This is a genomic window from Rhizorhapis suberifaciens, assembly GCF_014200045.1.
GTDB lineage: Bacteria > Pseudomonadota > Alphaproteobacteria > Sphingomonadales > Sphingomonadaceae > Rhizorhapis > Rhizorhapis suberifaciens.
Genome location: NZ_JACHOV010000004.1, coordinates 203,318 through 226,045, shown reverse-complemented (window position 1 = coordinate 226,045; position 22,728 = coordinate 203,318). Strand labels below are relative to the sequence as shown.

General features: G+C 58.8%; 25 protein-coding genes. 14 read left to right on the top strand and 11 right to left on the bottom strand.

Translation table 11 applies throughout. The annotated features are described in order from the left end of the window. Positions 1-10: 10 nt before the first annotated feature. The 3 genes from HNQ99_RS06990 to HNQ99_RS06980 all read right to left on the bottom strand — a co-directional run bounded on the left by HNQ99_RS06990 (position 11) and on the right by HNQ99_RS06980 (position 4,905). Entirely contained in the window at positions 11-2,308 is a 2,298-nt protein-coding gene (locus HNQ99_RS06990) for an FtsK/SpoIIIE family DNA translocase (protein WP_184474915.1), read from the bottom strand. A gap of 139 nt (positions 2,309-2,447) precedes the next feature. Then, positions 2,448-2,840: an acyl-CoA thioesterase gene (locus HNQ99_RS06985; RefSeq protein WP_184474914.1), complete on the bottom strand. Its 393-nt coding sequence runs from the start codon at positions 2,838-2,840 to the stop codon at positions 2,448-2,450. Between the two features lie 4 nt (positions 2,841-2,844). Then, positions 2,845-4,905: a S9 family peptidase gene (locus HNQ99_RS06980; RefSeq protein ID WP_184474913.1), complete on the bottom strand. Its 2,061-nt coding sequence runs from the start codon at positions 4,903-4,905 to the stop codon at positions 2,845-2,847. 99 nt (positions 4,906-5,004) lie between these two features. Here HNQ99_RS06980 and HNQ99_RS06975 point away from each other — a divergent pair, with 99 nt between their 5' ends. After that, positions 5,005-6,792: an aminopeptidase P family protein gene (locus HNQ99_RS06975; protein ID WP_184474912.1), complete on the top strand. Its 1,788-nt coding sequence runs from the start codon at positions 5,005-5,007 to the stop codon at positions 6,790-6,792. A gap of 7 nt (positions 6,793-6,799) precedes the next feature. On the opposite strand, the gene HNQ99_RS06970 is transcribed toward HNQ99_RS06975, so the two are convergent. Beyond that, positions 6,800-8,191, bottom strand: coding sequence for a helix-turn-helix domain-containing protein (locus HNQ99_RS06970; RefSeq protein ID WP_184474911.1), 1,392 nt, complete (start codon positions 8,189-8,191; stop codon positions 6,800-6,802). 354 nt (positions 8,192-8,545) lie between these two features. On the opposite strand from HNQ99_RS06970, the gene HNQ99_RS06965 reads away from it, so the two are divergent. From HNQ99_RS06965 to HNQ99_RS06945, 5 genes are all read left to right on the top strand, one after another. After that, on the top strand, positions 8,546-8,701 hold the full coding sequence (locus HNQ99_RS06965) for a hypothetical protein (RefSeq protein ID WP_184474910.1): 156 nt from the start codon (positions 8,546-8,548) through the stop codon (positions 8,699-8,701). An 86-nt stretch (positions 8,702-8,787) separates the two neighbouring features. Further along, positions 8,788-10,398, top strand: coding sequence for an isocitrate lyase (locus tag HNQ99_RS06960; protein WP_184474909.1), 1,611 nt, complete (start codon positions 8,788-8,790; stop codon positions 10,396-10,398). 185 nt (positions 10,399-10,583) lie between these two features. Further along, the gene (gene folE / locus HNQ99_RS06955; RefSeq protein ID WP_221232605.1) at positions 10,584-11,204 is read left to right on the top strand and encodes a GTP cyclohydrolase I FolE; all 621 of its coding nucleotides are present in this window, start codon (positions 10,584-10,586) and stop codon (positions 11,202-11,204) included. A 3-nt stretch (positions 11,205-11,207) separates the two neighbouring features. Next, entirely contained in the window at positions 11,208-11,993 is a 786-nt protein-coding gene (locus HNQ99_RS06950) for an SDR family NAD(P)-dependent oxidoreductase (protein ID WP_184474908.1), read from the top strand. Next, a complete protein-coding gene (locus HNQ99_RS06945) occupies positions 11,990-12,388 on the top strand; it encodes a dihydroneopterin aldolase (protein WP_322790334.1) in 399 nt (132 codons plus the stop codon). The genes HNQ99_RS06950 and HNQ99_RS06945 overlap by 4 nt, the downstream gene beginning before the upstream one ends. On the opposite strand, the gene HNQ99_RS06940 is transcribed toward HNQ99_RS06945, so the two are convergent. Beyond that, positions 12,389-13,018, bottom strand: a complete 630-nt coding sequence (locus tag HNQ99_RS06940) for a DNA-3-methyladenine glycosylase family protein (protein ID WP_184474906.1) — start codon at positions 13,016-13,018, stop codon at positions 12,389-12,391. A 107-nt stretch (positions 13,019-13,125) separates the two neighbouring features. Between HNQ99_RS06940 and HNQ99_RS06935 the strand changes: the two genes are divergently transcribed. Continuing rightward, complete coding sequence (locus tag HNQ99_RS06935; protein ID WP_184474905.1) at positions 13,126-13,443, top strand: 2Fe-2S iron-sulfur cluster-binding protein; 318 nt, start codon at positions 13,126-13,128, stop codon at positions 13,441-13,443. A gap of 164 nt (positions 13,444-13,607) precedes the next feature. Here HNQ99_RS06935 and rpsD read toward each other — a convergent pair whose 3' ends face one another. After that, positions 13,608-14,222 carry a 30S ribosomal protein S4 gene (gene rpsD, locus HNQ99_RS06930; protein ID WP_184474904.1) on the bottom strand — a complete coding sequence of 205 codons (615 nt, stop codon included), beginning with the start codon at positions 14,220-14,222 and terminating at the stop codon, positions 13,608-13,610. 241 nt (positions 14,223-14,463) lie between these two features. Between rpsD and HNQ99_RS06925 the strand changes: the two genes are divergently transcribed. Then, entirely contained in the window at positions 14,464-14,781 is a 318-nt protein-coding gene (locus HNQ99_RS06925; RefSeq protein ID WP_184474903.1) for a chorismate mutase, read from the top strand. Here HNQ99_RS06925 and HNQ99_RS06920 read toward each other — a convergent pair. The 5 genes from HNQ99_RS06920 to rpsF all read right to left on the bottom strand — a co-directional run bounded on the left by HNQ99_RS06920 (position 14,778) and on the right by rpsF (position 17,018). Further along, positions 14,778-15,152: a DUF983 domain-containing protein gene (locus HNQ99_RS06920; protein ID WP_184474902.1), complete on the bottom strand. Its 375-nt coding sequence runs from the start codon at positions 15,150-15,152 to the stop codon at positions 14,778-14,780. The genes HNQ99_RS06925 and HNQ99_RS06920 overlap by 4 nt on opposite strands. A gap of 90 nt (positions 15,153-15,242) precedes the next feature. Next, positions 15,243-15,593 (bottom strand): DUF3147 family protein, encoded by a 351-nt coding sequence (locus tag HNQ99_RS06915; RefSeq protein WP_184474901.1) that lies wholly within the window; start codon positions 15,591-15,593, stop codon positions 15,243-15,245. A 160-nt stretch (positions 15,594-15,753) separates the two neighbouring features. After that, positions 15,754-16,350 carry a 50S ribosomal protein L9 gene (rplI, locus tag HNQ99_RS06910; RefSeq protein WP_184474900.1) on the bottom strand — a complete coding sequence of 199 codons (597 nt, stop codon included), beginning with the start codon at positions 16,348-16,350 and terminating at the stop codon, positions 15,754-15,756. Between the two features lie 12 nt (positions 16,351-16,362). Beyond that, the gene (rpsR, locus tag HNQ99_RS06905) at positions 16,363-16,587 is read right to left on the bottom strand and encodes a 30S ribosomal protein S18 (protein ID WP_157217603.1); all 225 of its coding nucleotides are present in this window, start codon (positions 16,585-16,587) and stop codon (positions 16,363-16,365) included. A 14-nt stretch (positions 16,588-16,601) separates the two neighbouring features. After that, complete coding sequence (gene rpsF / locus HNQ99_RS06900) at positions 16,602-17,018, bottom strand: 30S ribosomal protein S6 (protein ID WP_184474899.1); 417 nt, start codon at positions 17,016-17,018, stop codon at positions 16,602-16,604. Positions 17,019-17,239: 221 nt separating this feature from the next. On the opposite strand from rpsF, the gene HNQ99_RS06895 reads away from it, so the two are divergent. The 6 genes from HNQ99_RS06895 (at position 17,240) to HNQ99_RS06870 (ending at position 22,674) form a co-directional block, all read left to right on the top strand. Beyond that, positions 17,240-17,695, top strand: coding sequence for a DUF2721 domain-containing protein (locus HNQ99_RS06895; RefSeq protein ID WP_407692306.1), 456 nt, complete (start codon positions 17,240-17,242; stop codon positions 17,693-17,695). Between the two features lie 21 nt (positions 17,696-17,716). After that, positions 17,717-18,139: a 23S rRNA (pseudouridine(1915)-N(3))-methyltransferase RlmH gene (locus HNQ99_RS06890; RefSeq protein ID WP_184474898.1), complete on the top strand. Its 423-nt coding sequence runs from the start codon at positions 17,717-17,719 to the stop codon at positions 18,137-18,139. A 6-nt stretch (positions 18,140-18,145) separates the two neighbouring features. Further along, a complete protein-coding gene (locus tag HNQ99_RS06885) occupies positions 18,146-19,327 on the top strand; it encodes a murein hydrolase activator EnvC family protein (protein ID WP_184474897.1) in 1,182 nt (393 codons plus the stop codon). A gap of 292 nt (positions 19,328-19,619) precedes the next feature. After that, the gene (locus HNQ99_RS06880) at positions 19,620-20,573 is read left to right on the top strand and encodes a sulfotransferase family protein (protein WP_184474896.1); all 954 of its coding nucleotides are present in this window, start codon (positions 19,620-19,622) and stop codon (positions 20,571-20,573) included. Beyond that, complete coding sequence (locus HNQ99_RS06875) at positions 20,558-22,018, top strand: MOP flippase family protein (RefSeq protein WP_184474895.1); 1,461 nt, start codon at positions 20,558-20,560, stop codon at positions 22,016-22,018. The genes HNQ99_RS06880 and HNQ99_RS06875 overlap by 16 nt, the downstream gene beginning before the upstream one ends. A gap of 68 nt (positions 22,019-22,086) precedes the next feature. Further along, positions 22,087-22,674, top strand: coding sequence for an MgtC/SapB family protein (locus HNQ99_RS06870; protein WP_246414688.1), 588 nt, complete (start codon positions 22,087-22,089; stop codon positions 22,672-22,674). The last annotated feature ends 54 nt before the right edge of the window (positions 22,675-22,728 follow it).

The window sequence follows — 22,728 nt, the reverse complement described above, 5'->3', positions numbered from 1 at the left end:
CTGGAACGCCCTATTTGGGGTGCCCGATCTCATCCATCAGCACTTCGCGCCGTCCGACATGGTTGGGCGAGCCGACATAGCCGTCATTTTCCATCCGCTCAATAAGCCGCGCCGCGCTGTTGTAGCCGATACGGAGTTGCCGCTGGAGCCAGCTTGTGGAAGCCTTCTGGTTCTCGAACACCAGCTGGCACGCCTTGCGATACAGCTGAGCATCCGGGCCGTCGTCCGACAGGTCCACGCCATCCAGCGCAAAGCTGCCGTCCTCGGGCTCTTCGGTGACCGACTGGATATAATCGGGTTTGCCCTGCGCGCGCCAATGGTCCGCGACGGCGCGGACTTCATCGTCGGATACGAAAGGCCCATGAACGCGCGTGATCTGCTTGCCGCCCGGCATGTAAAGCATGTCGCCCTTACCCAAAAGCTGTTCCGCGCCCTGTTCGCCCAAAATCGTGCGGCTGTCGATTTTTGACGCGACATAGAAGCTGATCCGGGTTGGCAGGTTGGCCTTGATAACGCCGGTGATGACATCGACTGAGGGCCGCTGGGTGGCCATAATGAGGTGAATGCCGGCCGCGCGCGCTTTCTGCGCAAGCCGCTGGATCAGGAATTCTACTTCCTTGCCCGCTGTCATCATCAGGTCGGCGAGCTCGTCCACAATGACCACGATCTGCGGCAGCGGATGAAAATCGAGCTGCTCCTCTTCATATATGGGCTGCCCGGTCTCATGGTCGTACCCGGTCTGCACTCGCCGTCCGAGCGGCTTGCCCTTGTTCTTTGCTGCGCGAACCTTTTCATTGAAGTTGGACAGGTTCCGCACGCCGACCGACGCCATCATCCGGTAGCGATCCTCCATCTGCTCGACCGCCCATTTCAGCGCGCGAACGGCTTTGCTGGGCTCGGTCACCACCGGCGAAAGGAGGTGTGGAATGTCGTCGTAGATACTGAGTTCCAACATCTTGGGATCGATCATGATCATCCGGCACTGGTCCGGCGTCAGCCGATAGAGCAGCGACAGGATCATGCAATTAAGACCCACCGACTTGCCTGATCCCGTAGTACCGGCGATCAACAGGTGCGGCATCGGCGCAAGGTCGGCAATTACCGGGTCGCCATTGATATTCTTGCCCAAGATGATGGGGAGCTGCGCGTTCTGATCGGCAAAGGCTTCACCCGAAACCAGTTCGTGCAGGACCACCGCTTCGCGATTGGCGTTGGGCAGTTCGATGCCGATGACGGTACGGCCCGGGATCGTTGCGACGCGGGCGGAGAGCGCCGACATGTTGCGGGCGATGTCCTCCGCCAGCTGGATGACGCGACTGGCCTTGATGCCTGGCGCAGGTTCCAGTTCATACATGGTGACGACCGGACCCGGCCGAACTTCGGTAATGTGGCCTTTCACATGGAAGTCGTCGAGCACCGATTCGAGCAGACGTGCATTGCGCTCCAGGCTGGCCTTGTCGATCTTGACGCCGCTGTTCGGCGGGGCCTGCTGCAACAGGTCCGGCGAGGGCAGCGACGAGTTGCCGAACAGGTCGTCCTGCCTGACCTCCCGGTTTTGAGCGCGCGGGGTGGCGGGTTGCGGCGATTGGATATTGATTGGCGGGCGCTCGGCGATGGCGACTGCCGGACGCGGCGTTGCGTCGATATTACCGGATCGTGTTTCGGCAGGCGCATCATTGCGCTTGGCAAGCTGGAAGCGGGGCAGTGTCGGTTTCTCCAGCCTGAACAGCGGCTTTTCAAGCGCCAGGCTACGATACCAGATAAAAAGCCCGCCAAAGACGCTGACCACCATGAGCGTGACCGAAATCCACTCTGCCGCGTCGCCAGGAGCGTTGGCGGAGAGGCTGCCAATTGCCTTGGCTGTGATGAGACCTGCGATGCCGCCCCAGCCTGCTGGCAGTGCCACCAAAGGTTCTGGTTGAAACAGAGACAGCCCAAGGCCGATCAGATAAATGCCGAGCATGCATCGGATAAGCTGACCCTGCCAACCTGCGGTTTCATCCTCGCCCCACATCCGGCGCGCCAGCACCAGCATCAGCGGTAGCAGCAGCGCGCCCGGCACGCCCATCAACCATAACAGAAAATCCGCGGTCCATGCGCCTGGCGCGCCCATCATGTTGGCGATCGGTCCGCCGGCCACCGTGTTCATGGAGGCGTCGGTCGGCTGGTAGCTGAGCAGCGCCAGAGCCAGAAAGATCGTTGCGCAGACCAGCAGGATTGAACCGATCAGTTCGCCGCTTCTCAACAGGCTGCGCTTCAACATTTCGCGCCATTCCGGAGTGCGTTTCGCCGATGCCTGCCCGGCCATTATGTCCGTCCCTGAAGATGTGCCTGAAATGTTCTTGTGCGCCACAATGCTACCGACAGGGAGTCCGCGTCAAGGGCGGGCTTGCCTCGCTCGTCGCAAGTGCTTGGAAGACGGACTTGCCAGTACCGGATAAGACGCGTTACAGAAATGGTTCAGCGACGTCCTTCGGCACCCGCAAGATGCGTCCGCTCGTCCGGTCTATGATTGCCCAGGTGGTTCGCGCCGCCACCTTCACTTTGCCGTCGGGGCCAAGAAATTCGATCATTCGGTCGAAACGGGCTCCGCGGGGAGCCTCGCCGACCCATGTATGCGCCACGACGGTCTCGCCTTCGTGCACATTGCCGCGATAATCGATCTCATGCCGGGTCACGACCCACAAATAGGCATCGGCATGGGCAGGATCGGCGACCGCTGTCCAATGAGCGGTCGCAACATCCTGTATCCACTTCACCCACACCGCATTGTTGACGTGGCCAAGCTCGTCAATGTCCTCGGGCGCGGCTTTGATCTTCATCGCGTAGGTCTTGGACATTGGTCTATTCCGCAATGCCCAACTGCCAGAGAATGAAGGCCATTTCCTCCGCGTCTTCCTCCAAGGAGTCGAACCGGCCCGATTTGCCGCCATGACCCGCGCCCATGTTGGTCTTCAGCAGCAAGATATTGCCGTCGGTCTTCACCGCGCGCAGCTTTGCCGCCCATTTAGCGGGTTCCCAATAGGTGACTCGTGGGTCGTTGAGGCCCCCGGTGATCAGCATCGGCGGATAATCCTGGGCCTTCACCTGGTCATAGGGCGAATAGCCCCGGATCAGCTCGAAAGCCTTTTTGTCGGTGATGGGATTGCCCCATTCCGGCCACTCACCGGGCGTCAGCGGCAGCGTATCGTCCAGCATTGTGTTCAGCACGTCGACAAAGGGAACATGCGCTACAACCGCCCCCCACAGCTCCGGGTCGGAGTTGACTACCGCGCCCATCAGCTCGCCGCCCGCTGATCCGCCTGCAATGCCGATCTTGCCGGCGCTGGTGAACTTCAGGTCGATCAGGCCCTTCGCGACATCGACGAAGTCATGGAACGTGTTGGTCCGCTTTTCCAGCTTGCCGTCCAGATACCATTGCTGGCCCAGGTCATCGCCGCCCCGGATATGCGCGATGGCATAGGCAAAACCCCGGTCGAGCAGCGACAGCCGGTTGGTTGAAAATCCCGGCGGCACCGCATAGCCATAGGCGCCATAGCTGTAGAGATGCAGTGGCCCCCTGCCATCCTTCTTGAAATCCTTGGCATAGACGACCGAGACCGGGATTTCCGTGCCGTCCCGCGCGGTGATATGCAGCCGCTCGGTCGCATATTTCGAAGCGTCATAGCCTGACGGGATTTCCTGAACCTTCAAGACCTCCAGCGTACCGCTATCCAGATGATAGTCGTAGATCGTGTCGGGCGTCACCATCGACTCATAGCCGATGCGGATCTTCTTCACGTCATATTCGGGGTTCTCGTCCAAACCCGCGACATAGCTGGCTTCGGGAAAGGCAATGCGTTTGGGCGTGTTGGTGGCGTAATCCCGTATCTCGATCTGGTCGAGCCCGTCCTCCCGGCCTTCCACCACATAGAAGTCTTTGAAATTCGTGACGTCGGTCATGTAGAAATGGGCAGAGGCGGCGATCAGTTCGCTCCATTCGCCCGGATTGTCGATGCTTGCGGTGGCAAGGCGGAAATTGGGGCCGGTGTCATTGGTGTGGATGAACAGCGTTCCGTCATGCTCATCCACATCATATTCGCGGCCCGGCTTACGCGCCGAAACGAGCTTGGGCTTGGCCAGCGGGTCATTGGCCGGCAGCAGCCAGATTTCGCTCGTCACATGGTCGCCGGTGGAAATGGTAATCCATTTCTCTGAGCTTGTGAGACCGATGCCGACGCGAAAGCCTTCATCCTCCTCGTTGAACAGTTCCACATCCTTTTCGATGGGATCGCCCAGCCAATGCAACCGGGCATTGTCCGTGCGCCAGTTCTCGTTGGCGAGGCCATAGAGAAAGCCGCGATTGTCGGACGTCCAGACCAGCGAGGACAAGGTCCCCGGAATGACGTCGGGCAGCATTTCTCCCGTCTTCAGGTCCCGCACCCGCGCTTCGAACCGCTCTGATCCATTGTCGTCGATGGCAAAGGCCAGATAACGGCCGCTGGGACTGACGGAGATCGCGCCGAGGCGAAAATATTCCTTGCCCGCCGCCAGTTCGGGTTCGTCCAGGATCAACTGCGCCTCGCCCCCGGTAGCGGGCCTGCGGAACCACTTGCGATATTGTGCGCCGACCTCGAACTCGCGCCAATAAAGCCAGTCGCCATCCTTTTGCGGCACGCTGCTGTCGTCTTCCTTGATCCGGCCCTTCATCTCCTGGAACAACTTGTCCACCAACGGCCTGTGCGGCTTCATGGCGGCGTCGAAATAACCATTCTCCGCTTCCAGATAAGCGAGCACATCCTTATCCTCCACCTTGGGAAAGGCCGGATCCTTCAGCCAGTTCCACGGGTCATCGATGACATGGCCATGGCGTTCATAGCTAAAGGGCCGTCGCTCGGCGCAGGGCGGTTGGGGCAATTCGGTCATTCGATCTTTCTGAACGGAAAAGGAAGCAAGAGAAGCGTTGGCAAGCAACGCCTTGCCCTCCTATGTTGGAACTTATGGAATAAGATCAAGGAATGCCGCATGTCCACCTATGAAGATCGGCTGAAAGCGCTTCGTGAACAGTTGAACCGCGATCGCCTGGATGGCTTCGTCGTGCCGCTGACTGACGAGCATATGAGTGAATATGTCGGCGCCTATGCTCAGAGATTGGCCTGGCTGACAGGATTCCAGGGTTCGGCGGGTTCGGCCGTGGTGCTGCCGGAGGAAGCGGCGATCTTCGTTGATGGCCGCTACACCCTGCAAGTGCGCGAACAGGTGGACGGCCGGCACTGGCAGTATGTCGGTGTACCCCAGAGCAGCGTCGCTGCCTGGCTGCGCGAACATGCGCCAGACGGCGCGCGCATCGGCTATGATCCCTGGCTGCACACAAGGGCATGGGTGAAGCAGGCAACCGGCGCTTTGGCGGAAAAGGGCGCTGAACTGGTCGCCGTGGACAGCAACCCCGTTGACGCGGTCTGGCCTGGCCGTCCCGAACCCAGCAAAGCCAAGCTTGTCGTCCATCCAGAGCATTATGCCGGTCGCAATGCGGCCGATAAGCGGCAGGAGATTGCCGATTGGCTGACCTCTAAAAAGGCCGATGCGACTGTCCTTTCCGCGCTCGACTCCGTCGCCTGGGTCTTTAACATCCGGGGGCAGGACGTGGATCGCACGCCGGTCGCGCTTGCCTATGCGATCATTCATGCCGACGCCACCGCGGACCTTTATGTCGCTCCGGAAAAGCTGGCCGATGACGTTATCCAGCATCTCGGGAACGCAGTCCGTGTCCATGATCGCAAGAGTTTCGCAGGCGATCTGGAGCAGTTTGCGGGAAAGCGCATTGCATCGGATCCTGAACGGGCCGTTGCAGCCATCTTTGAGCGGCTGGAAAAGGGTGGGGCAAGCGTACTGGAACTGCGCGATCCTGCGGTCCTTCCCAAGGCGGTGAAGAATGCTGTGGAAATTGCCGGACACAAGGCGGCGCAGGCCCGCGACGGTGCGGCGCTTTCCCGCTTTCTCCATTGGCTTTCGGTTGAAGGACCAAAGGGTGGACAGACCGAGATGTCCGCCGCTGACCGGCTGCGCGCCTTTCGCGAGGATACCGGCTGCCTCATTGACCTGTCCTTCGACACCATCAGCGGATCGGGGCCTAATGGCGCTGTGGTCCATTACCGTGTGGAGGACAAAACCAATCGCCCGATTGAACCCGGCACCCTGTATCTGGTGGACTCAGGCGCGCAATATCGGGACGGCACCACGGACGTCACCCGCACCATCGCAATCGGGTCGCCGTCCCAGGAAATGCGGCAGCGCTTCACTCTGGTGTTAAAGGGTCATATCGCTCTTGCCCGCGCACAATTCCCGAAGGGCACGCGCGGATCGCAGCTCGATGTCCTTGCCCGCCAGTATCTTTGGGCGGCAGGATTCGATTATGCCCATGGCACTGGCCATGGGGTCGGCAGCTTCCTGTCCGTTCATGAAGGGCCGCAGCGGATTGCCACCTTTGGCGGCGGCGACGAGCCCCTGCAACCAGGCATGATCCTTTCCAACGAACCCGGCTATTACAAGGCGGGCGAATATGGCATCCGCATCGAAAATCTGGTGCTCGTCGAAGGACGCGAAGTGCCGGGTGCGGAACAGGAGATGATGGGCTTTGAAACGCTCACCTTCGCGCCCATTGACCGCCATCTGATAGAAGGATCGATGCTCTTTGACGCTGAACGCGACTGGCTGGACGCCTATCACGCCCGCGTGCGGGAAATAGTGGGACCGCAACTTGAGGGAGAGGCGCTCAAATGGCTGGAAGAGGCCTGCCGGCCTATCGAACTTTGATTGCCGTTCAGTCTCCCGCAAATTCGAATGGCGTCAGTCCTCGTTCCCGCTCATTGAAACTCAGCGTTCGCCCGCGCGGCGGCGCGGACCGCTGCGGACAGGCTGTCCGGGTGCAGGCGGCGCAGCCAAGTCCGATGGGCATTGTATCTCCTCCCATCAAATCATGGCCCCGCGCATAGGCAAGCTGCGAAGCAAGAGTCGCATTGACGCCCAATGCGATGGCGAACTTCGCTCCCTGTCCAGCACCAAATCCATGGCCTTGAACGGTGCGGGAGAGGGTGAACCAGCGCTCACCGCCTTCCAATTCAACCAGCTGTTTACGGATCTCGCCCGGCCGTTCAAAGGCGCTATGGATTGACCAGAGAGGGCAGCGTCCATCCGCTTCCACGAGCACGGCGTTCGATGCCCCGGCATAGCGTTTGGACACTTGTCCTGCCCTGTCTATGCGTAACATGAAGAACGGAAGCCCTCTCGCCCCTACGCGTTGCAGCGTCGTCAGTCGATGCGCGACCTGCTCGAACCCCGCGCCAAACCTCCGCTGGAGCAGCAACAGGTCGTATCCGCTCGCTTCACAAGCGCGCAGAAAACGGGCATAGGGCATCATCACTGCCGCGGCAAAATAGCTGGTGACGTGCCGGCGAAAAAAGCGTTCAGCGCTTCGCTCGGCAAAGCCCCCGCCGCCGACCAGCGCCTCGATCTCCTCCCTGGCCTCGATTTGCCCCAACAAAAATGCCGACTGAAACGTTCGCGATGCCTGATCGAGCATCTCGGAAAGCTGCAATTGCCGCGCGTGCAGATCCAGCCGGCGGAGCCGGTCGGGCATGACCTCCGCGGGCAGGATGCGAATTGAAAGCTGATGCTTCACTCGAAGGCGCTCGGCGATAGCGCCGTAAAGGTCGCCTGCCCCTAGCCGTAATTCGTCAGCCAGCGTTTCCGCCTGCATATCGAGATCGGCGAAATGATTGCGCCATCGCTCGATTTCCTTCCGGACCAGGGCGATTGGCCTTGCCTCTACGGCGACATCCGCAGGCGCACTGCCCTCCGCCATTCGGTCGAACAGCCGCGCGAAGGCCTCCGCTCCACCCGGCGCGGCGGCGAGCCATTCCTCTATCTCCGTCCGGTCGATTTGGAGGTCGGCGAACATGGGATCGCCCAGCCGGCGGCGAAGCCCGTCAATGCCGCCGCCCGGCACGTCATCCGTCAGCGTCCTGGGATCGAAATCGAACCGCTCCGCCAGCCGCAACATCAACGCCGCGCTCAAGGGCCGCTGATTGCGCTCGATAAGGTTAAGGTAGCTGGGCGAAATATCCAACGCGTTCGCCAGCGCAACCTGCGTCATCGACGCTTTGCGCCGCAGTCGTTTCACGGTGTGTCCGGCAAAGAATTTCAGTTCGGCCATGGGTTACCTGGGGGTATCGGCTGTTGTTGGGCCTTTTGCGACACTGAGGAAAAGAGCAATTATGCTCCTGCTAAGGCAGGAGCCCAGGTGATCTTGGTGCACGTTTGTGACTCCTGTGCTCTTGCCTTCGCAGGAGCACACATCACCTGAGCGGCATCTCACCACCCATAGCAGCCCCTTTCCACTTGTCAATTTATTTACAATCCGACAAGCGTGTGTCGCAAACCCAGCACCTATTCTCCACAATTCTTTACAAAAGCTGTGGCCAGAATCCCCTTCCTCCCGCATTTCTAAATCAACGCCACCGCAGATCCGGCGGCAGCGAGACGCAACCGATGCAAAGGAGAAAAAACCATGACCGAGCAGCAGGAACGCCCCCGCGCCGTCTTCTCCACCGAAGACTTCGCGCTGATGAAGCAGGCCGTGGCGCACTACCTGAAGGAAGTTCAGGATAAGCCTGAATCCAGCAAATACAGCGCCCTTTATCACCGTCTGGGCCGCTTGGCCTGATCTTAAAAACCGTTTTCCTGGGGAGGAAAAACCGCCGCGCGCCCTTGGGTTGCGCGGCGGGTCCTTACACATGAAGGAGCATTTTCGTGGCATATTCCGATCAAATCGCCCATCTCGGTCAGCTTATAAAGGGGTTCAACGGCACCTGGGACGGCATTGACGCCGAATCCGCTGCCCGCATGCAGCTTCAGAACCGGTTCCGCACCGGCCTCGACATTGCCCGTTACACAGCGAAAATCATGCGCGAGGACATGGCCGCTTACGACGCCGATCCCGCCAACTACACCCAGTCATTGGGCTGCTGGCACGGCTTCATCGCCCAGCAGAAGATGATCGCGATCAAGAAGCATTTCGGCTCGACCAAGCAGCGTTACCTTTACCTCTCAGGCTGGATGGTCGCCGCGTTGCGGAGCGAGTTCGGCCCCCTGCCCGACCAGTCGATGCACGAGAAGACCTCGGTTCCCGCCCTGATCGAGGAACTCTACACCTTCCTGAAGCAAGCTGACGCCCGCGAACTCGGCATGATGTTCCGCGATCTTGACGCAGCCCGCGCTGCTGGCGACCAGATCAAGGAAAAGCAGCTCCTCGCCGCCATCGACAATTACGAAACCCATGTCGTCCCGATCATCGCGGACATCGACGCGGGCTTCGGCAATGCGGAAGCCACCTATCTGCTCGCCAAGAAGATGATCGAAGCAGGCGCCTGCGCCCTCCAGATCGAAAACCAGGTGTCCGACGAAAAGCAGTGCGGCCATCAGGACGGCAAGGTCACCGTGCCGCATGAGGACTTCCTCGCCAAGATCCGCGCCTGCCGCTACGCCTTCCTTGAGCTTGGCGTTGAGGACGGCATCATCGTGTCCCGCACGGACTCGCTGGGCGCTGGCCTTACCAAGCAGATCGCCTTCAGCCGCAAGCCGGGCGACATCGGCGACCAGTATAACAGCTTCCTCGACTGCGAAGAGATCGAAGACATCGCCGCCTTAGAACGAATTGGGGCAAACGGCGACGTCATCATCAATCGCGGCGGCAAGCTGATGCGCCCCAAGCGCTTGCCCAGCAACCTCTACCAGTTCCGCACGGGAACCGGCGAGGACCGCTGCGTGCTCGATTGCATCACCTCGCTTCAGAACGGGGCCGACCTGCTCTGGATCGAGACCGAAAAGCCGCATATCGAACAGATCGCGGGCATGGTCGACCGCATCCGGGAAGTCGTCCCGAATGCAAAGCTGGTCTACAACAACTCGCCCAGCTTCAACTGGACGCTCAACTTCCGCCAGCAAGTGTTCGACCGCTGGCAGTCGGAGGGCAAGGATGTGTCGGCCTATGACCGCGCCAAGCTGATGAGCGTCGACTATGACGCTACTGATCTTGCCGCCGAGGCTGACGAGAAGATCCGTACCTTCCAGCGCGATGCGGCCAAGCGCGCGGGCATCTTCCACCACCTCATCACCCTGCCGACCTATCACACCGCGGCCCTGTCGACCGACAATCTGGCGCGTGAATATTTCGGTGAGGCCGGGATGTTGGGCTATGTCCTTAATGTCCAGCGCCAGGAAATCCGCCAGGGCATCGCTTGCGTCAAGCATCAGAACATGTCGGGCTCAGACATCGGCGATGATCATAAGGAATATTTCGCAGGTGAAGCGGCCCTCAAGGCGGGCGGCGCCCACAACACGATGAATCAGTTCGCGGCATAAGCACCCGCTTCGCCGCCACGAACTTTCCTGGGGAGGAAAGTCCTGCCCGCCGCAATGTGAATTTGCGGCGGGCTTTTTGGGGGCCCCATCTTCGTCGTGCCTATGAATTCTGTCCCGGCGCACTGGCCTTTTGAGGTTTTCGCGCCCATATGATCCCCGGCACATAAAGATGGGACAGAACGATCTTGGCTTATTCAGGCAAGGACGAGGATGGCGACCTCATTGAGTCGCCTGCTAAACTTCCGGTTCCCGGAGAGGTGCAAGAGGCGATACGAACGCTGATCCGTTGGTCTGGGGACGATCCTGCTCGTGAAGGGTTACTGGACACTCCCCAGCGCGTCGCTCGGGCCTGGAAAGAATATTGCCAAGGCTATGCCGAGGATCCGGCGCATCACCTCTCCCGCGTTTTTGAGGAAGTGGGCGGCTATGATGAGATTGTGCTGCTGAAAGACATTCCGTTTCAGTCGCATTGCGAGCACCACATGGCACCTATTATCGGCGTTGCCCATATCGCCTATTTGCCGCGCGATCATGTCGTCGGCATATCCAAGCTTGCCCGGGTTCTCCATGCCTTCGCACGCCGGCTGCAAGTCCAGGAGCGACTTACTGCCCAAGTCGCAGACTGCATTTGGGAGCACCTCCAGCCACAAGGGGTCGCCATCGTTATCGAAGCGACGCATGCCTGCATGACTGCTCGGGGGGTCCGCACACCTGGCGTTACAATGAAAACCAGCCGCATGATGGGCGTTTTCCGAGATGATGAAAAAAGCCGTGAGGAAGTACTGGCGCTAATGGGCGTGGGCTGAACCATGGCGGGAGCGGATATCCCGCTCGGAAATGTGCTGGTCACCGGAGCGGCGCAGCGCATCGGTGCAGTGATCGTCAGGACTCTGGCTGCTTGCGGCTATGGTGTCGTCATTCACTATCGGCGTTCGGGGCGCGAGGCCAAGGCATTGCAGGCAGAGCTGTTGAGATGGGGCTGCCGCGTGGCGCTATGCCGGGCTGACCTCGGCGATCCGGAGGAAGCGGAAACGCTGATCGACACAGCGGTAGCAGCCCTGAACGCGCCGCTGCACGCACTTGTCAATAATGCCTCATTGTTCGAATTCGACCGAGCGAGAGATGTCACGCAGGGACGGCTGGAGACGCACCTTCGCGCAAACCTTGTCGCTCCTGCGCTTCTGGCGAAACAATTTGTGCGGCAATTGCCACTCGATACGACGGGCGCCATCGTCAACCTTCTTGACCAGAAGCTTGCCAATCCCAATCCCGACTTCTTCAGCTACTCGCTCAGCCGCTATGCCCTTGCCGGCGCGACCACATTGATGGCTCAGGATTTTGCTGGCCATGCCCGTGTGAATGCGGTCGCGCCCGGTATAACTCTGCCCAGCGGAGGGCAGGGCACGGTCGAATTTGACGCGGTGGCCAGCGATAACCTGCTAAAACGGGCATCGTCACCGCTTCATGTGGCCGAAGCGGTGCGGATGCTGATAAGCAACCCGGCCATTAATGGGCAATGTATCTGGGTCGATGGAGGACAGCGTTTCATGAATCAGCCGCGGGATGTCATGTTTTTGAAGGAACCCAGCGCGTGAGCTTGCTGTTCCGTTTTCTTCCCCAAGGCGTCAACATCGCCCATGCCTATGTGACCAGGCTCGACAATTATCGCGTGGAGATGTTTCTGGGCATCCATGCATCCGAGCAGGAACGGCCGCAGCCGGTTCTGCTCACCGTGGAAATGCTCTCACTTTACGATGGGCCTGTCGAAGACGAAATTACCCAGGTTGTGGATTACGACTTCCTTCGCCAGGAGATCAGCAGGCTGGCCAGCGGCCAGAAGTTCGCGCTTCAGGAACATTTTTGCGACCGCGTGGCTGAGTTGTGCTGGGCCTTTGCGCCGGTGATCGCCGTAGCGGTCGAGAGCAGCAAACCGAATATTTATCCCGATGCGGCGGTCGGTTGCAGGATTGTGAGGTTGCGCCGGCGATAGCTATACCGGCGCGCCCGAGCCGTCATTATTATAATGGTGCCAGGCCATTATCGCCGCCGCACCCCTGTGCGGCCGCCAGCTTTCCGCCAAGGACCGAGTCGCTTTTTCGCTAGGCCGATCGGGCAGGCCCAATATGCGTCCAACCTCGATCTGAACGGCAAGATCGCCTGCGGGCCAGATGTCAGGGCGGCCCTCGGCGAACAGCAAATAGATTTCGGCCGACCATCGGCCAATGCCTTTTATGGCGATCAGCATGGCAATAGCCGCCTCATCATCTTCGGGCAGATTATGGAGATCCAGCGCTCCCGATACGACCAGTTCGGCAAGGCTGCGAGCATATCCCTGCTTCTGCCGGGACAGACCGCAGGCGCGAAGTGCATCGAAATCGCTGGCAAGCAGTTGAGAGGCGGGACAGCCCGATCCAAGCAAATCTTCGAGTCTGTCCCAAACGGCAGCGGCCGCCCTGACGCTGACTTGCTGTCCCACGATCGTACGCAGCAGCGTTTCATAGCCACGAGGGCGGATTCGCGGCTCTGGATATCCGACGCGAGCGAGCGCCGTGCCGAAGCCAGGTTCGAGCGCCGCCAATGCGTCCATGGATGCTCTCAACTGCTCAGCGTTCAGTCCCATGAAGATATTCCGATCCAGTCGGTCAGCTAGCTGTCCATTGTCGCTTGGGCTTGATTTATGTGCCTTGCTCCCTATTAGCGGCGTGGTGAGATTTTAGGAGGGCGAAAATGCCGAAGTTGACGGTTGTGACCCGCGAGGGAGAAGAAAAGACGATCGAAGCCGCTGACGGCCTGTCGGTCATGGAAATTCTTCGCGACAATGGGTTTGATGAACTGCTCGCCCTGTGTGGCGGATGCTGTTCCTGCGCCACCTGTCACGTTCATGTGGATCCGGCCTTTACCGATAAGCTTGTCGCCATCAGCGAAGATGAGAATGATCTGCTCGACAGTTCTGATCACCGCAACGAATTTTCGCGGCTTTCTTGCCAGATCAACTTCAGCGAGGAACTGGACGGCCTGAAGGTGACCATCGCGCCGGAAGATTGAGGGCTTTTCCACCGGATTTTGAAAGAGCGGCTATATTGCCGCTCTTTTTTTTGCGATGCCGGCTGGCATTTTCGGTGCTGCTGACATCTCAGATCAGGGCATCGTCCCAACAAAAAAGGCGGCCTCCGGAGAGACCGCCATTTCCGTAAATTCCACCATTTGGATCAGCGCGAATAGAATTCGACGACCAGATTGGGTTCCATTCGTACCGGATAAGGCACTTCGTCCAGCGTGGGAACGCGGACATAAGTAACCTTTGTGTTGCCGTCCGGCGCTACATATTCAGGAATATCGCGTTCGGCGAGGCTCTGCGCCTCCATGACCAGCGTCATTTCCTGCGCCTTCTTGCCCAGGCTGATTTCGTCGCCAGGCTTTACCAGGCGGCTGGCGATGTTGCACTTCACACCATTCACATAAATGTGACCGTGGCTGACCAACTGGCGCGAGGACCAAATGGTAGGAGCGAACTTGGCGCGATAGACCACGGCGTCCAAACGACGCTCCAGAAGGCCGATCAAGTTCTGGCCGGTGTCGCCCTTCATACGGGCGGCCTCGATATAGGCCTTCTTGAACTGCTTCTCGGTCACGTCGCCATAATAGCCCTTCAGCTTCTGCTTGGCGCGCAGCTGAATGCCAAAGTCGGACATCTTGCCCTTGCGGCGCTGGCCGTGCTGACCAGGCCCATATTCACGCTTGTTGACTGGCGATTTCGGGCGACCCCAGATGTTTTCGCCCATCCGGCGATCGAGTTTATACTTGGCGCTGGTGCGCTTCGTCATTTCGTATTCCTTACAATTGCTACTACGTCCGATCACCTTCCTGGTCCAAAAACCGGTTCCCGCTTTTTGGGGAAGATGATTGTAATCCCGGTATTCCGCTCTGATCGGAGCTGGTCCGACAGGGCCACCGCTTCACCGGGGTGCGGGGCCAATTGCGAAGGCGTGCCTATGGCGGCGGGGAACGGCAGAGTCAAGCCTAATCCCCGCTCGACACCTGCCACGAAGATGCTAAGGCGTCGCCATGCAGGATGACCATGTCATTGCAGCCGATCAATGCCGGACGATGACTGAAGTCCGCGCCGGTGTCGACGCGCTTGATCGGGAATTGCTGGTGCTGCTCGCTCGCCGATTTGGCTATATGCGTGCGGCCGCGCGGATCAAGCCGGATCGCTCAATGGTGCGGGATGAAGACCGGAAGGCGGAGGTAATTGCCAACGCGCGAGTAGAAGCGGTGCGGTTGGGCGTGCCGGAAACGCTGGTGGCCGAGCTTTGGGAACGGCTGGTGGAAGTATCCATCGCATATGAATTGGAAGCGTTCGATCGCCGGGGGGCGAGTTAGCCCTTTTCAAATCCGTGCATGCGGCGGGACCATTGAAACGCAATAACCGCGCCCTTGGCCGGCTGAATCATCAGCAGGGCCAGAATGGCGGTTAAAGCCGGCCAGAACAGCATTTGCACATGGATGGGCGGGCTGAACATCATGTTCACCTCCACAACTATAGGTACGATCAGGTGGCCCAGCAGCAGGATGACCAGATAGGCTGGGAAATCATCCGCCTGATGTCCATCCCACCGCTGTCCACAATTTTTGCAATGTTCCACTGCCTTTAGAAAACGACGAAACAGAGGGGCTTTTCCGCAGGAAGGGCATCGCCCACGCAATGCCCTTCGCAGCAAGGGGAGGAATGGACGATCTTCGCGTTGGTGCATCCCGTTGCCATAATGCAAGGGCGCGGTCGATCATAGATGTTTCAACAACTGAGGATGGGTCTGCCTAACGCTATTCAAACCGATACGGTCCTATAGTCTCAGGCCAAATCGTGGGCCGAACCAGGTAATGCCAGAATAAAGAATCACGGTCAGGACACATCCGGTGACCAGCGCGATCCAGAAGCTGAAACCATGCCGTAGAAGCAGGGGAATGAGCAGAAACATGGGAAGGGAAGGCAGGACGAACCAGAATGTAGCTTGCGCATGTGCGGCCATGTTCTGGACATCCGGACGATCGTGCCAAAGCCAGATCATTCCTAAAACCGAAACGAGAGGTAGCGAAGCAATAAGCGCACCTGCGCCGGGATAGCGTTTCGCCACTTCCGAGATGATTGCGATGAGGATGCCGGAAAGCGCGGCCTTGAGTGCGAGATACCACATCGAACTACATTGACCGCCCAATGGAATGTCCGCAATGGCGAATAGAAGGCCTTAACCGTCCACTCCGTTCAAAGCGGGAGCAATTACAGATCACCGTCGCGGCACAAAAAAAGCCGCCCCTCTTTCAAAGGGCGGCTTCTTGTAAGGTATTGAAGAAGGTTCAAGCTTCGTCGGAGCGTTCCTCAAATACTTCGGCGGCGATTTCGCCGGGTTCGGCGTTGGGGTCATATTCCTCGGTAAAGCCGGCTTCGTCCTTTTCGAACAGGTCGGCCATTACGTCCACGCCTTCCTTCTGAAGCTCAGCTTCTTCGGGCGAGCGGGCGACGTTTACTTGGATGGTCACGGCCACTTCAGGATGGAGCGCGACGCGAACATCGAATACGCCCAGGGTCTTGATGGGACGTTCCAGAACGATCATCGATTTGTTCACAACCGAAACGCCGTCAGCCTGCAAGGCTTCGACGATGTCGCGGACCGAAACCGAGCCGTAAAGATGGCCCGCATTGGACGCCTGGCGGATCAGCACGATCTGCTTGCCTTCGACGTCCTTCGATGCGGTCTGGGCGTCGGCGCGCTTGGTGGCGTTTTCGGCTTCGATATTCGCACGATTGGCTTCGAAGACCTTCCTGTTCGCCTCATTGGCGCGCAGAGCCTTCTTGTTGGGGAGCAGATAGTTACGGGCATAGCCGTTCTTGACGGATACGACGTCGCCGATGCCGCCCAGCTTTTCGATTCGTTCGAGCAGAATGATTTCCATGATTCGTGCTCCTTACTTCACGATATAGGGAAGCAGGCCGATATGGCGCGCGCGCTTGATGGCCTGGGCCAGCTCACGCTGCTTCTTGGCGGAAACCGCAGTGATGCGGCTGGGTACGATCTTGCCGCGCTCGGACACAAAGCCCTGAAGCAGGCGAACGTCCTTATAATCGATCTTTGGCGCATCCTTGGCGGCGAAGGGGCAGCTTTTGCGGCGGCGGAAAAATGGGCGTGCCATGGTTTGGTTTCTCCTTATTCGCCGTCGATGTCGCGGCTGCGGCCACGACCTTCGCCATCACGGCCACGGCCCTCGCCGTCACGATCGCGCGGGCGGCGCTCGCCACGCTCGCTCTTGCGCATCATCACTGAGGGGCCAGCCTCCGCCTCGTCGACCTTCACCGTCATATAGCGGATGATGTCTTCGTTGATTGCGGTCTGACGCTCCAGCTCCGCCACGACGCCAGCGGGGGCATCAATGTTGAGCAGCACATAGTGCGCCTTGCGGTTCTTGGCGATTTTGTAGGCCAAGCTGCGCAGGCCCCAATTTTCAGTCTTGGTGACCTTGCCCTGGTTGCTTTCGACAATCTGGGTCGCCTGTTGCGCGAGCGCGTCTACCTGGGCCTGGGCCAGGTCCTGACGCGCAAGAAATACATGCTCATATTGCGGCATGGTTTCATGCTTTCCGTGTTGGCCGATTGCTGACGTCGCCCCATGCGAACGCCCCTCCGGCTGTCGTCTTACGTCAATAAATCAGGGGTGGAGAGTCGCGCTCTTCACCCCGGATGACGCCCTATGACGAAATATGGCTCGGAAGGCAAGGGCGCTCTGTTGTAAGGCGCAATGCGGCATGGCTCTTGTCCCGCACCATCATGGGCTATAGCAGTTTCGCAATGGAGACTGTCACTCTTATTGCCCAGACCATTCAGCTCGCCGTGGCGCCGGTTTTCTTGCTGGCCGGCATCGGCGCATTTCTGAATGTCTGTGCTGGCCGTCTGGCACGAGTGATCGACAGAGCGCGGGTGGTGGAAAAGCTGGTCCTGCAAACCGTTGGCGAAGAACATGACCGGCTGGTCGATGAAATTCGCAAGCTGGATCGGCGGATGTCCGTTGTGAACGGTTCGATTTTCCTTAGCGTCGCAAGTGCAATCGCAATCTGCACGCTGGTGATGCTGCTCTTCTCGGCTCAGCTTTTTGGGGTGCATATGGCGACGGCGGTCGCGCTGCTCTTTATTGCGGCGATGATGCTTATGATCATTGCGCTTTGCACGTTTCTCGTGGAAATCCGTCTTGCCTCGCGGACCATTCATATCAGGAGCGAAGTGCTCTATCATCAGGTCGCTGAATAATCGCTAAGAGGGGGGCGACCGGTGCAACTGCACATCATCGCGCGCGGCAAGATAGGCCGCTGTCCCGAAGCGGATCTGGTTGAACGCTATGTAAAGCGCATCAGCTGGCCAGTGAAGATCAGCGAACTGCCCGACAAGGGTGGCAAGCTTCCGCCGGTCCCGCCTGCAACCGTTACCATCATGCTGGATGAAAAGGGTGAGCAGCTTTCGTCCATGACCTTTGCAAAAAGACTGGAAGGCTGGCGTGATGCGGGCATTCGGGAATGTCGTTTCCTGATTGGAGCGGCCGATGGTTTCGGTGAGGCGGAACGCCAGGGGGCGGACCTGCTTATCGCATTTGGCCGGGCCACGTGGCCGCACATGCTGGCGCGCGCAATGCTGGCCGAACAATTGTGGCGGGCCACGAGCATCCTTGCCAATCATCCTTATCATCGCGAAGGATAGCGCAACATGAAACGCGCGTTCCTTTTCATTATCCCTGTCGGCCTTGCCATTGCAGCCACGGCCCAGGCCCAGACGCTGAAGGAAGAGCAGCAGGCATTGATAGAGGCCAAGAAACAGGCTGAAAATGCCCGGGCACGCAGCGAGAGGCTGAAGCGCGAGGCGGGCGTTGCGCGTCAAGAAGCAGAGCGGGCGCGGCGGCAAGCTGCGGCGCTCGCGGCCAGCATCCAGGCTGTCGAAGCCGACATTCAGGCGGCGCAGGCGCGAATAGCCATTATCGCCCGGTTACAGCGTTTCCAGAATAATCGTCTCGCCGAACGGCAGGAGCCGATCGTCCGATTGATGACTGCGCTTCAACTGATGGCAAGGCGCCCGACCGCTACCGCGCTGGTCCAGCCCGGATCCATACGGGACCTGGCCCATGTTCGTGGCGTACTTGCGAGCGTATTGCCGGTGATCCGCGCACGGACCGCAGACCTCCGGGACGAATTGGAAAGGGGCAGGCGGCTTCGGGCCGATGCGGATCAAGCCCAGGCCTCGCTGGCGGCGGGACGAATAGCGCTTTCCAGTCAAAGGACTGAGCTGCGTCAGATGGAGATGCGTAAGCGCTTCGCGGCGCGCGCCCTTGTCAGCACTGCTAATTTGGAGGCGGATCGCGCCGTGTCCCTTGGTGAACAGGCGCGCGATATTGTCGATCTGATGGACCAACTGCGCGTCGCGGGGAATGTGCGAGAGGAATTGGCCCAATTGCCGGGACCCTTAGTGCGTCCGGCTAGGCCAGGAACCGCGGCGTTGCCTCAGTCGCCCTTCCGCCCGCTGCGCAGCGGCGCGCCCGCCTATCGCATGCCGGTTATGGGAGAAGTGGTGATGGGCATGGGCGAGCTGTCAGCCAGCGGGGTTCGCGCGCGGGGGCTCACCATAGCTACGCAGCCCTTGGCGCAAGTCGTGGCGCCAACCCGGGGCCGTGTCGCCTTTGCGGGCGAGTATCGCGGTTACGGGCAAATCATCATCATTGACCATGGTAATGGCTGGACCAGCTTGATCGCCAATCTGGATAGGCTGAGCGTCGACGTCGGAACGGCGGTGAGACAGGGCGACCCCATAGGGTCTGCGGGGCAAGGAAAGCCTGAAATTATAGTGGAGCTACGCCGGAATGGGCGGCCGGTGAACGTTGCGGCACTGGTGAGTTGATTGGATCATCGGTTCAGTTGCAACACGTCATGCATCAAATGTTGGAGTTCCCTGCGCCGGAAAGCTCATGCGTGATTTTCCAAACGGACTATAGGGTCCATCGTTGAGACGGAAATGCTAACCCGTCTGTGCCGAAGGGAATGACGAAAGAGCTGTCGCCCTGAGCCGGAGCCGCTTTGTCATTGGACCAAGGCTAGGCTAAGCTGCAAGCATCACGCGACTCTGGTACTTTCCAATACTTGCGCTCATCCGCGCCGCTGGAAGGAATATTATCGGAGAGTAGGAGGTGTACATGACCGCCGCTCGGCCCAATTTATTTGTGATCGGCGCATCCAAATGCGGCACTACCTTCTTCCACGATTTGCTCAGCCAGCATCCCGACATCTTCATGTCGCAAAAAAAAGAGCTTTGTTATTTCAATCGTCCCGCCCCTCGCGATCTCAAAGAATATTTGTCGATGTTCAGCGAAGGGGGTGATCATGCCTTCCGCGGCGAATCCAGTCCCATTTATTGTGAAACCCTTTCATTTCCCAACGTGCCAGGAGACATCCACCATTTTTCCCCCGAAGCAAAAATCATCTATCTGGTCCGCGAGCCCTTCTCACGATTTCGGTCGGTGTGGGCTCAAACCCTCTGCACCGGTCATTGGGCGGAGAAAAAATTTTACGGCATGAAAATGCCTACGGTTTATCGCGAGGCCGTATTTACCTACCCGACCTTTTTGGGTGCCTGTCACTATTGGACCAACCTGAATAATTATCGGCGCTATTTTAGCGACAGAAATATAAGCGTAATCCTGTTCGAACAATTTGTGGCGGATGTTCAAGGAACCATGCGCGATGTATTCACGTTCCTGGGGGTCGACCCGGAGGCGCATATCAATCCTGATCCGAGGAAACAGAACAGCCGCGCGGGTAAAGCGATTTATCGTCCCTGGGGAAAGCGGTTCGGAAGCCTTGTTCCCGATCTAGTCAAGGACATGCTGCCGCCTATAGTAAGGCTCAAGCTACGGGACACGATCAACAGGTTGCCGCTGCCAGAGTTCGATCACACTGACCTGTCGGTGGAAGAAGCTGGCGTGATCCGGCAGTTGCTCATTTCTGAGGTAAAGGCGCTCTACGAGTTCCTGGATATTCAGAACGATCCTTGGAATTTCATGAGTTCAGCCGGTAGCGGCCCATTTCTCACGCGCGCGGATCGTTTCCAGTCTCCAATGCTCGCGGGAACCAGATGCCAGGAAACCTGACCCGCCAGGCCGCAAGCGTCGCTAAATGGACCACCTTCGGCTCCATCGCTGCCGCACTAGTCAGTGTCGTGCAGATCTCAATCCTGGCGCGCTATCTGAAGCCCGCGGATTTCGGCGCGGTGGCACTGTTGATGGTGATTCTTGAGATCTGCAACGTCTTCGTCAAAATAGGCTTTTCCGATGTGCTGGTGGTGAAGGCTGAGGCTACCCGACGCCAACTCTCCACTCTCTATTGGGTCAATATTGCCGTAGGTGCGGCGATGTATGGCCTGCTCTTCCTGGCGGCTCCATGGCTCGATTATCAGTTCGAAACGGTAAGGATTACGGCAATGGCCCGTACCTTAGGGCTCATTCTGTTGATCGGCGCCTTGGTGGTCCAGTTCGAAGCGTTGATGCGGCGCGAACTGATGCTGCGCCAACTCGCGCTGTTTCGCACTGGCAGTCAGATCGTCGGTCTTTTGGTTGCGGTTTACCTGGCGGTTATGGGCTATGGCGTCTGGGCGCTGGTGTTTGCCACCCTGGCAAGCCAGGTCGCCCTGAATCTGCTTCTGTGGGTAGTGGCGGCCCGTCAACATTGGCTGCCGGGCTCCTGGGGCGCGTTTTCGGAAATCGATGAATTCTTGCGATTTGGCATCTATAGAGTGGGTGCAGCACTGCTCAACGCGCTTAATTCCCGTGTCGATCAGCTTGCGGTCGGAGCGTTCCTGGGTCCGGTGGCGCTGGGCTATTACAACCTGGCCTTCAACCTCGCCATGCAGCCATTCCAGCGCATCAATCCCATCCTTACGCAGGTATCCTTTCCCATTTTTGCCAAGGTCAAGGATGACAACCTAAAGCTGCTGAAGGGCTATCGCAAAGGATTGCGCCTGCTGGTTTCAGTAAATGCACCCCTGCTGCTGGGTTTGGCTGTGGTCGCTCCGCTGGTCGTGCCAGCCTTGCTTGGTCCGGGATGGGCCCCGGTCATTCCGGTCGTGCAGGTGCTGTCCGTGGCGGTTTTGTTCCGTTCGGCCGCGAGCATCAACATCGGCCTGATTCTGGCCAAAGGAAAATTCCGATGGCCATTTTACTGGAACCTCGCCCTACTGGCGATTGTCCCCATGACGATCGTCTTCGTGTCCAGATTTACCGGGTCAGTGGTCATGGTCAGCTGGGCCTTGGCGGTAGTCAATTTTTTCATCTTCGTCGTGGGCTATCTGCTTTTTCCCCGCCGTCTTCTGGGGCGGTTTGATTTGTCCTTTCTCAGTGATGTGGGACGTCCCGTGCTAACTGCCTGCCTGATGCTACCTGTAATAACCGCGGTTATCGACAGATTGGCGATCGGCTCGCAATGGGGTCAAATAGTGCTGCTCGCGACCTTGGGTGGGCTTATTTATACCGGGGCCTCCCTGCTGATACAGCGGCAGCATACAGGTGAAATCCTGGAATTCCTCCGATCGCGCGGCTGAGGGCTTTCCTGGTTGATGCAGGTCATATTTGGACAGTTTTGAGAAACGAATAGCGGCTTGGGCCGTTATTGTCCGGCGACAAGCGGCTGCAGGAGGGCATTACGGCGGACATGCTCAACGAGAATTTGCCCCTGCTGGGGCTGATGCCGGACATAGTGTTGCGGCTGGGGACCGCAACCGTTGCCGGACTCGCGCTGGGGCTCGATAGGGAATTGCGGGGCAGCGCTGCTGGCCTTCGCACTCACGGCTTGATCGCTCTTAGCGCGGCAGTGCTCACTATTTCCTCGCTGCTGCTTTTCTATCAACTGCGTCAGCCGGGCGCACAGCCCGACCCCCTTCGCGTCATCGAAGGCCTGGCGACAGCACTTGGAATTATCGCGGCCGGCCTCATCTTCGTACAGTCGGGCACCGTACAGAACCTTACTTCCGCCGCGCATATCTGGCTGACCACCACGATCGGCATCGCTTGCGGGGCGGGCCAATACGCATTGGTGGCGGTTGGCATCGTGTTGGGGCTGGTCATGCTGTCCCTGTTGCGACTCGCCGAAAAATATCTGCTCGAAACAAAACCGCCCGAGGATAAGCCGGTAGAGCAAGGGCGAAATGACCCTGACAAAAGCACCGGCCCAAATTCACCAGCCGGACATAGCCCATAAGAGTCGCGCACAATGCTTTCAGCCATATTGAGATGAAGGGTGTCCATGGCATAT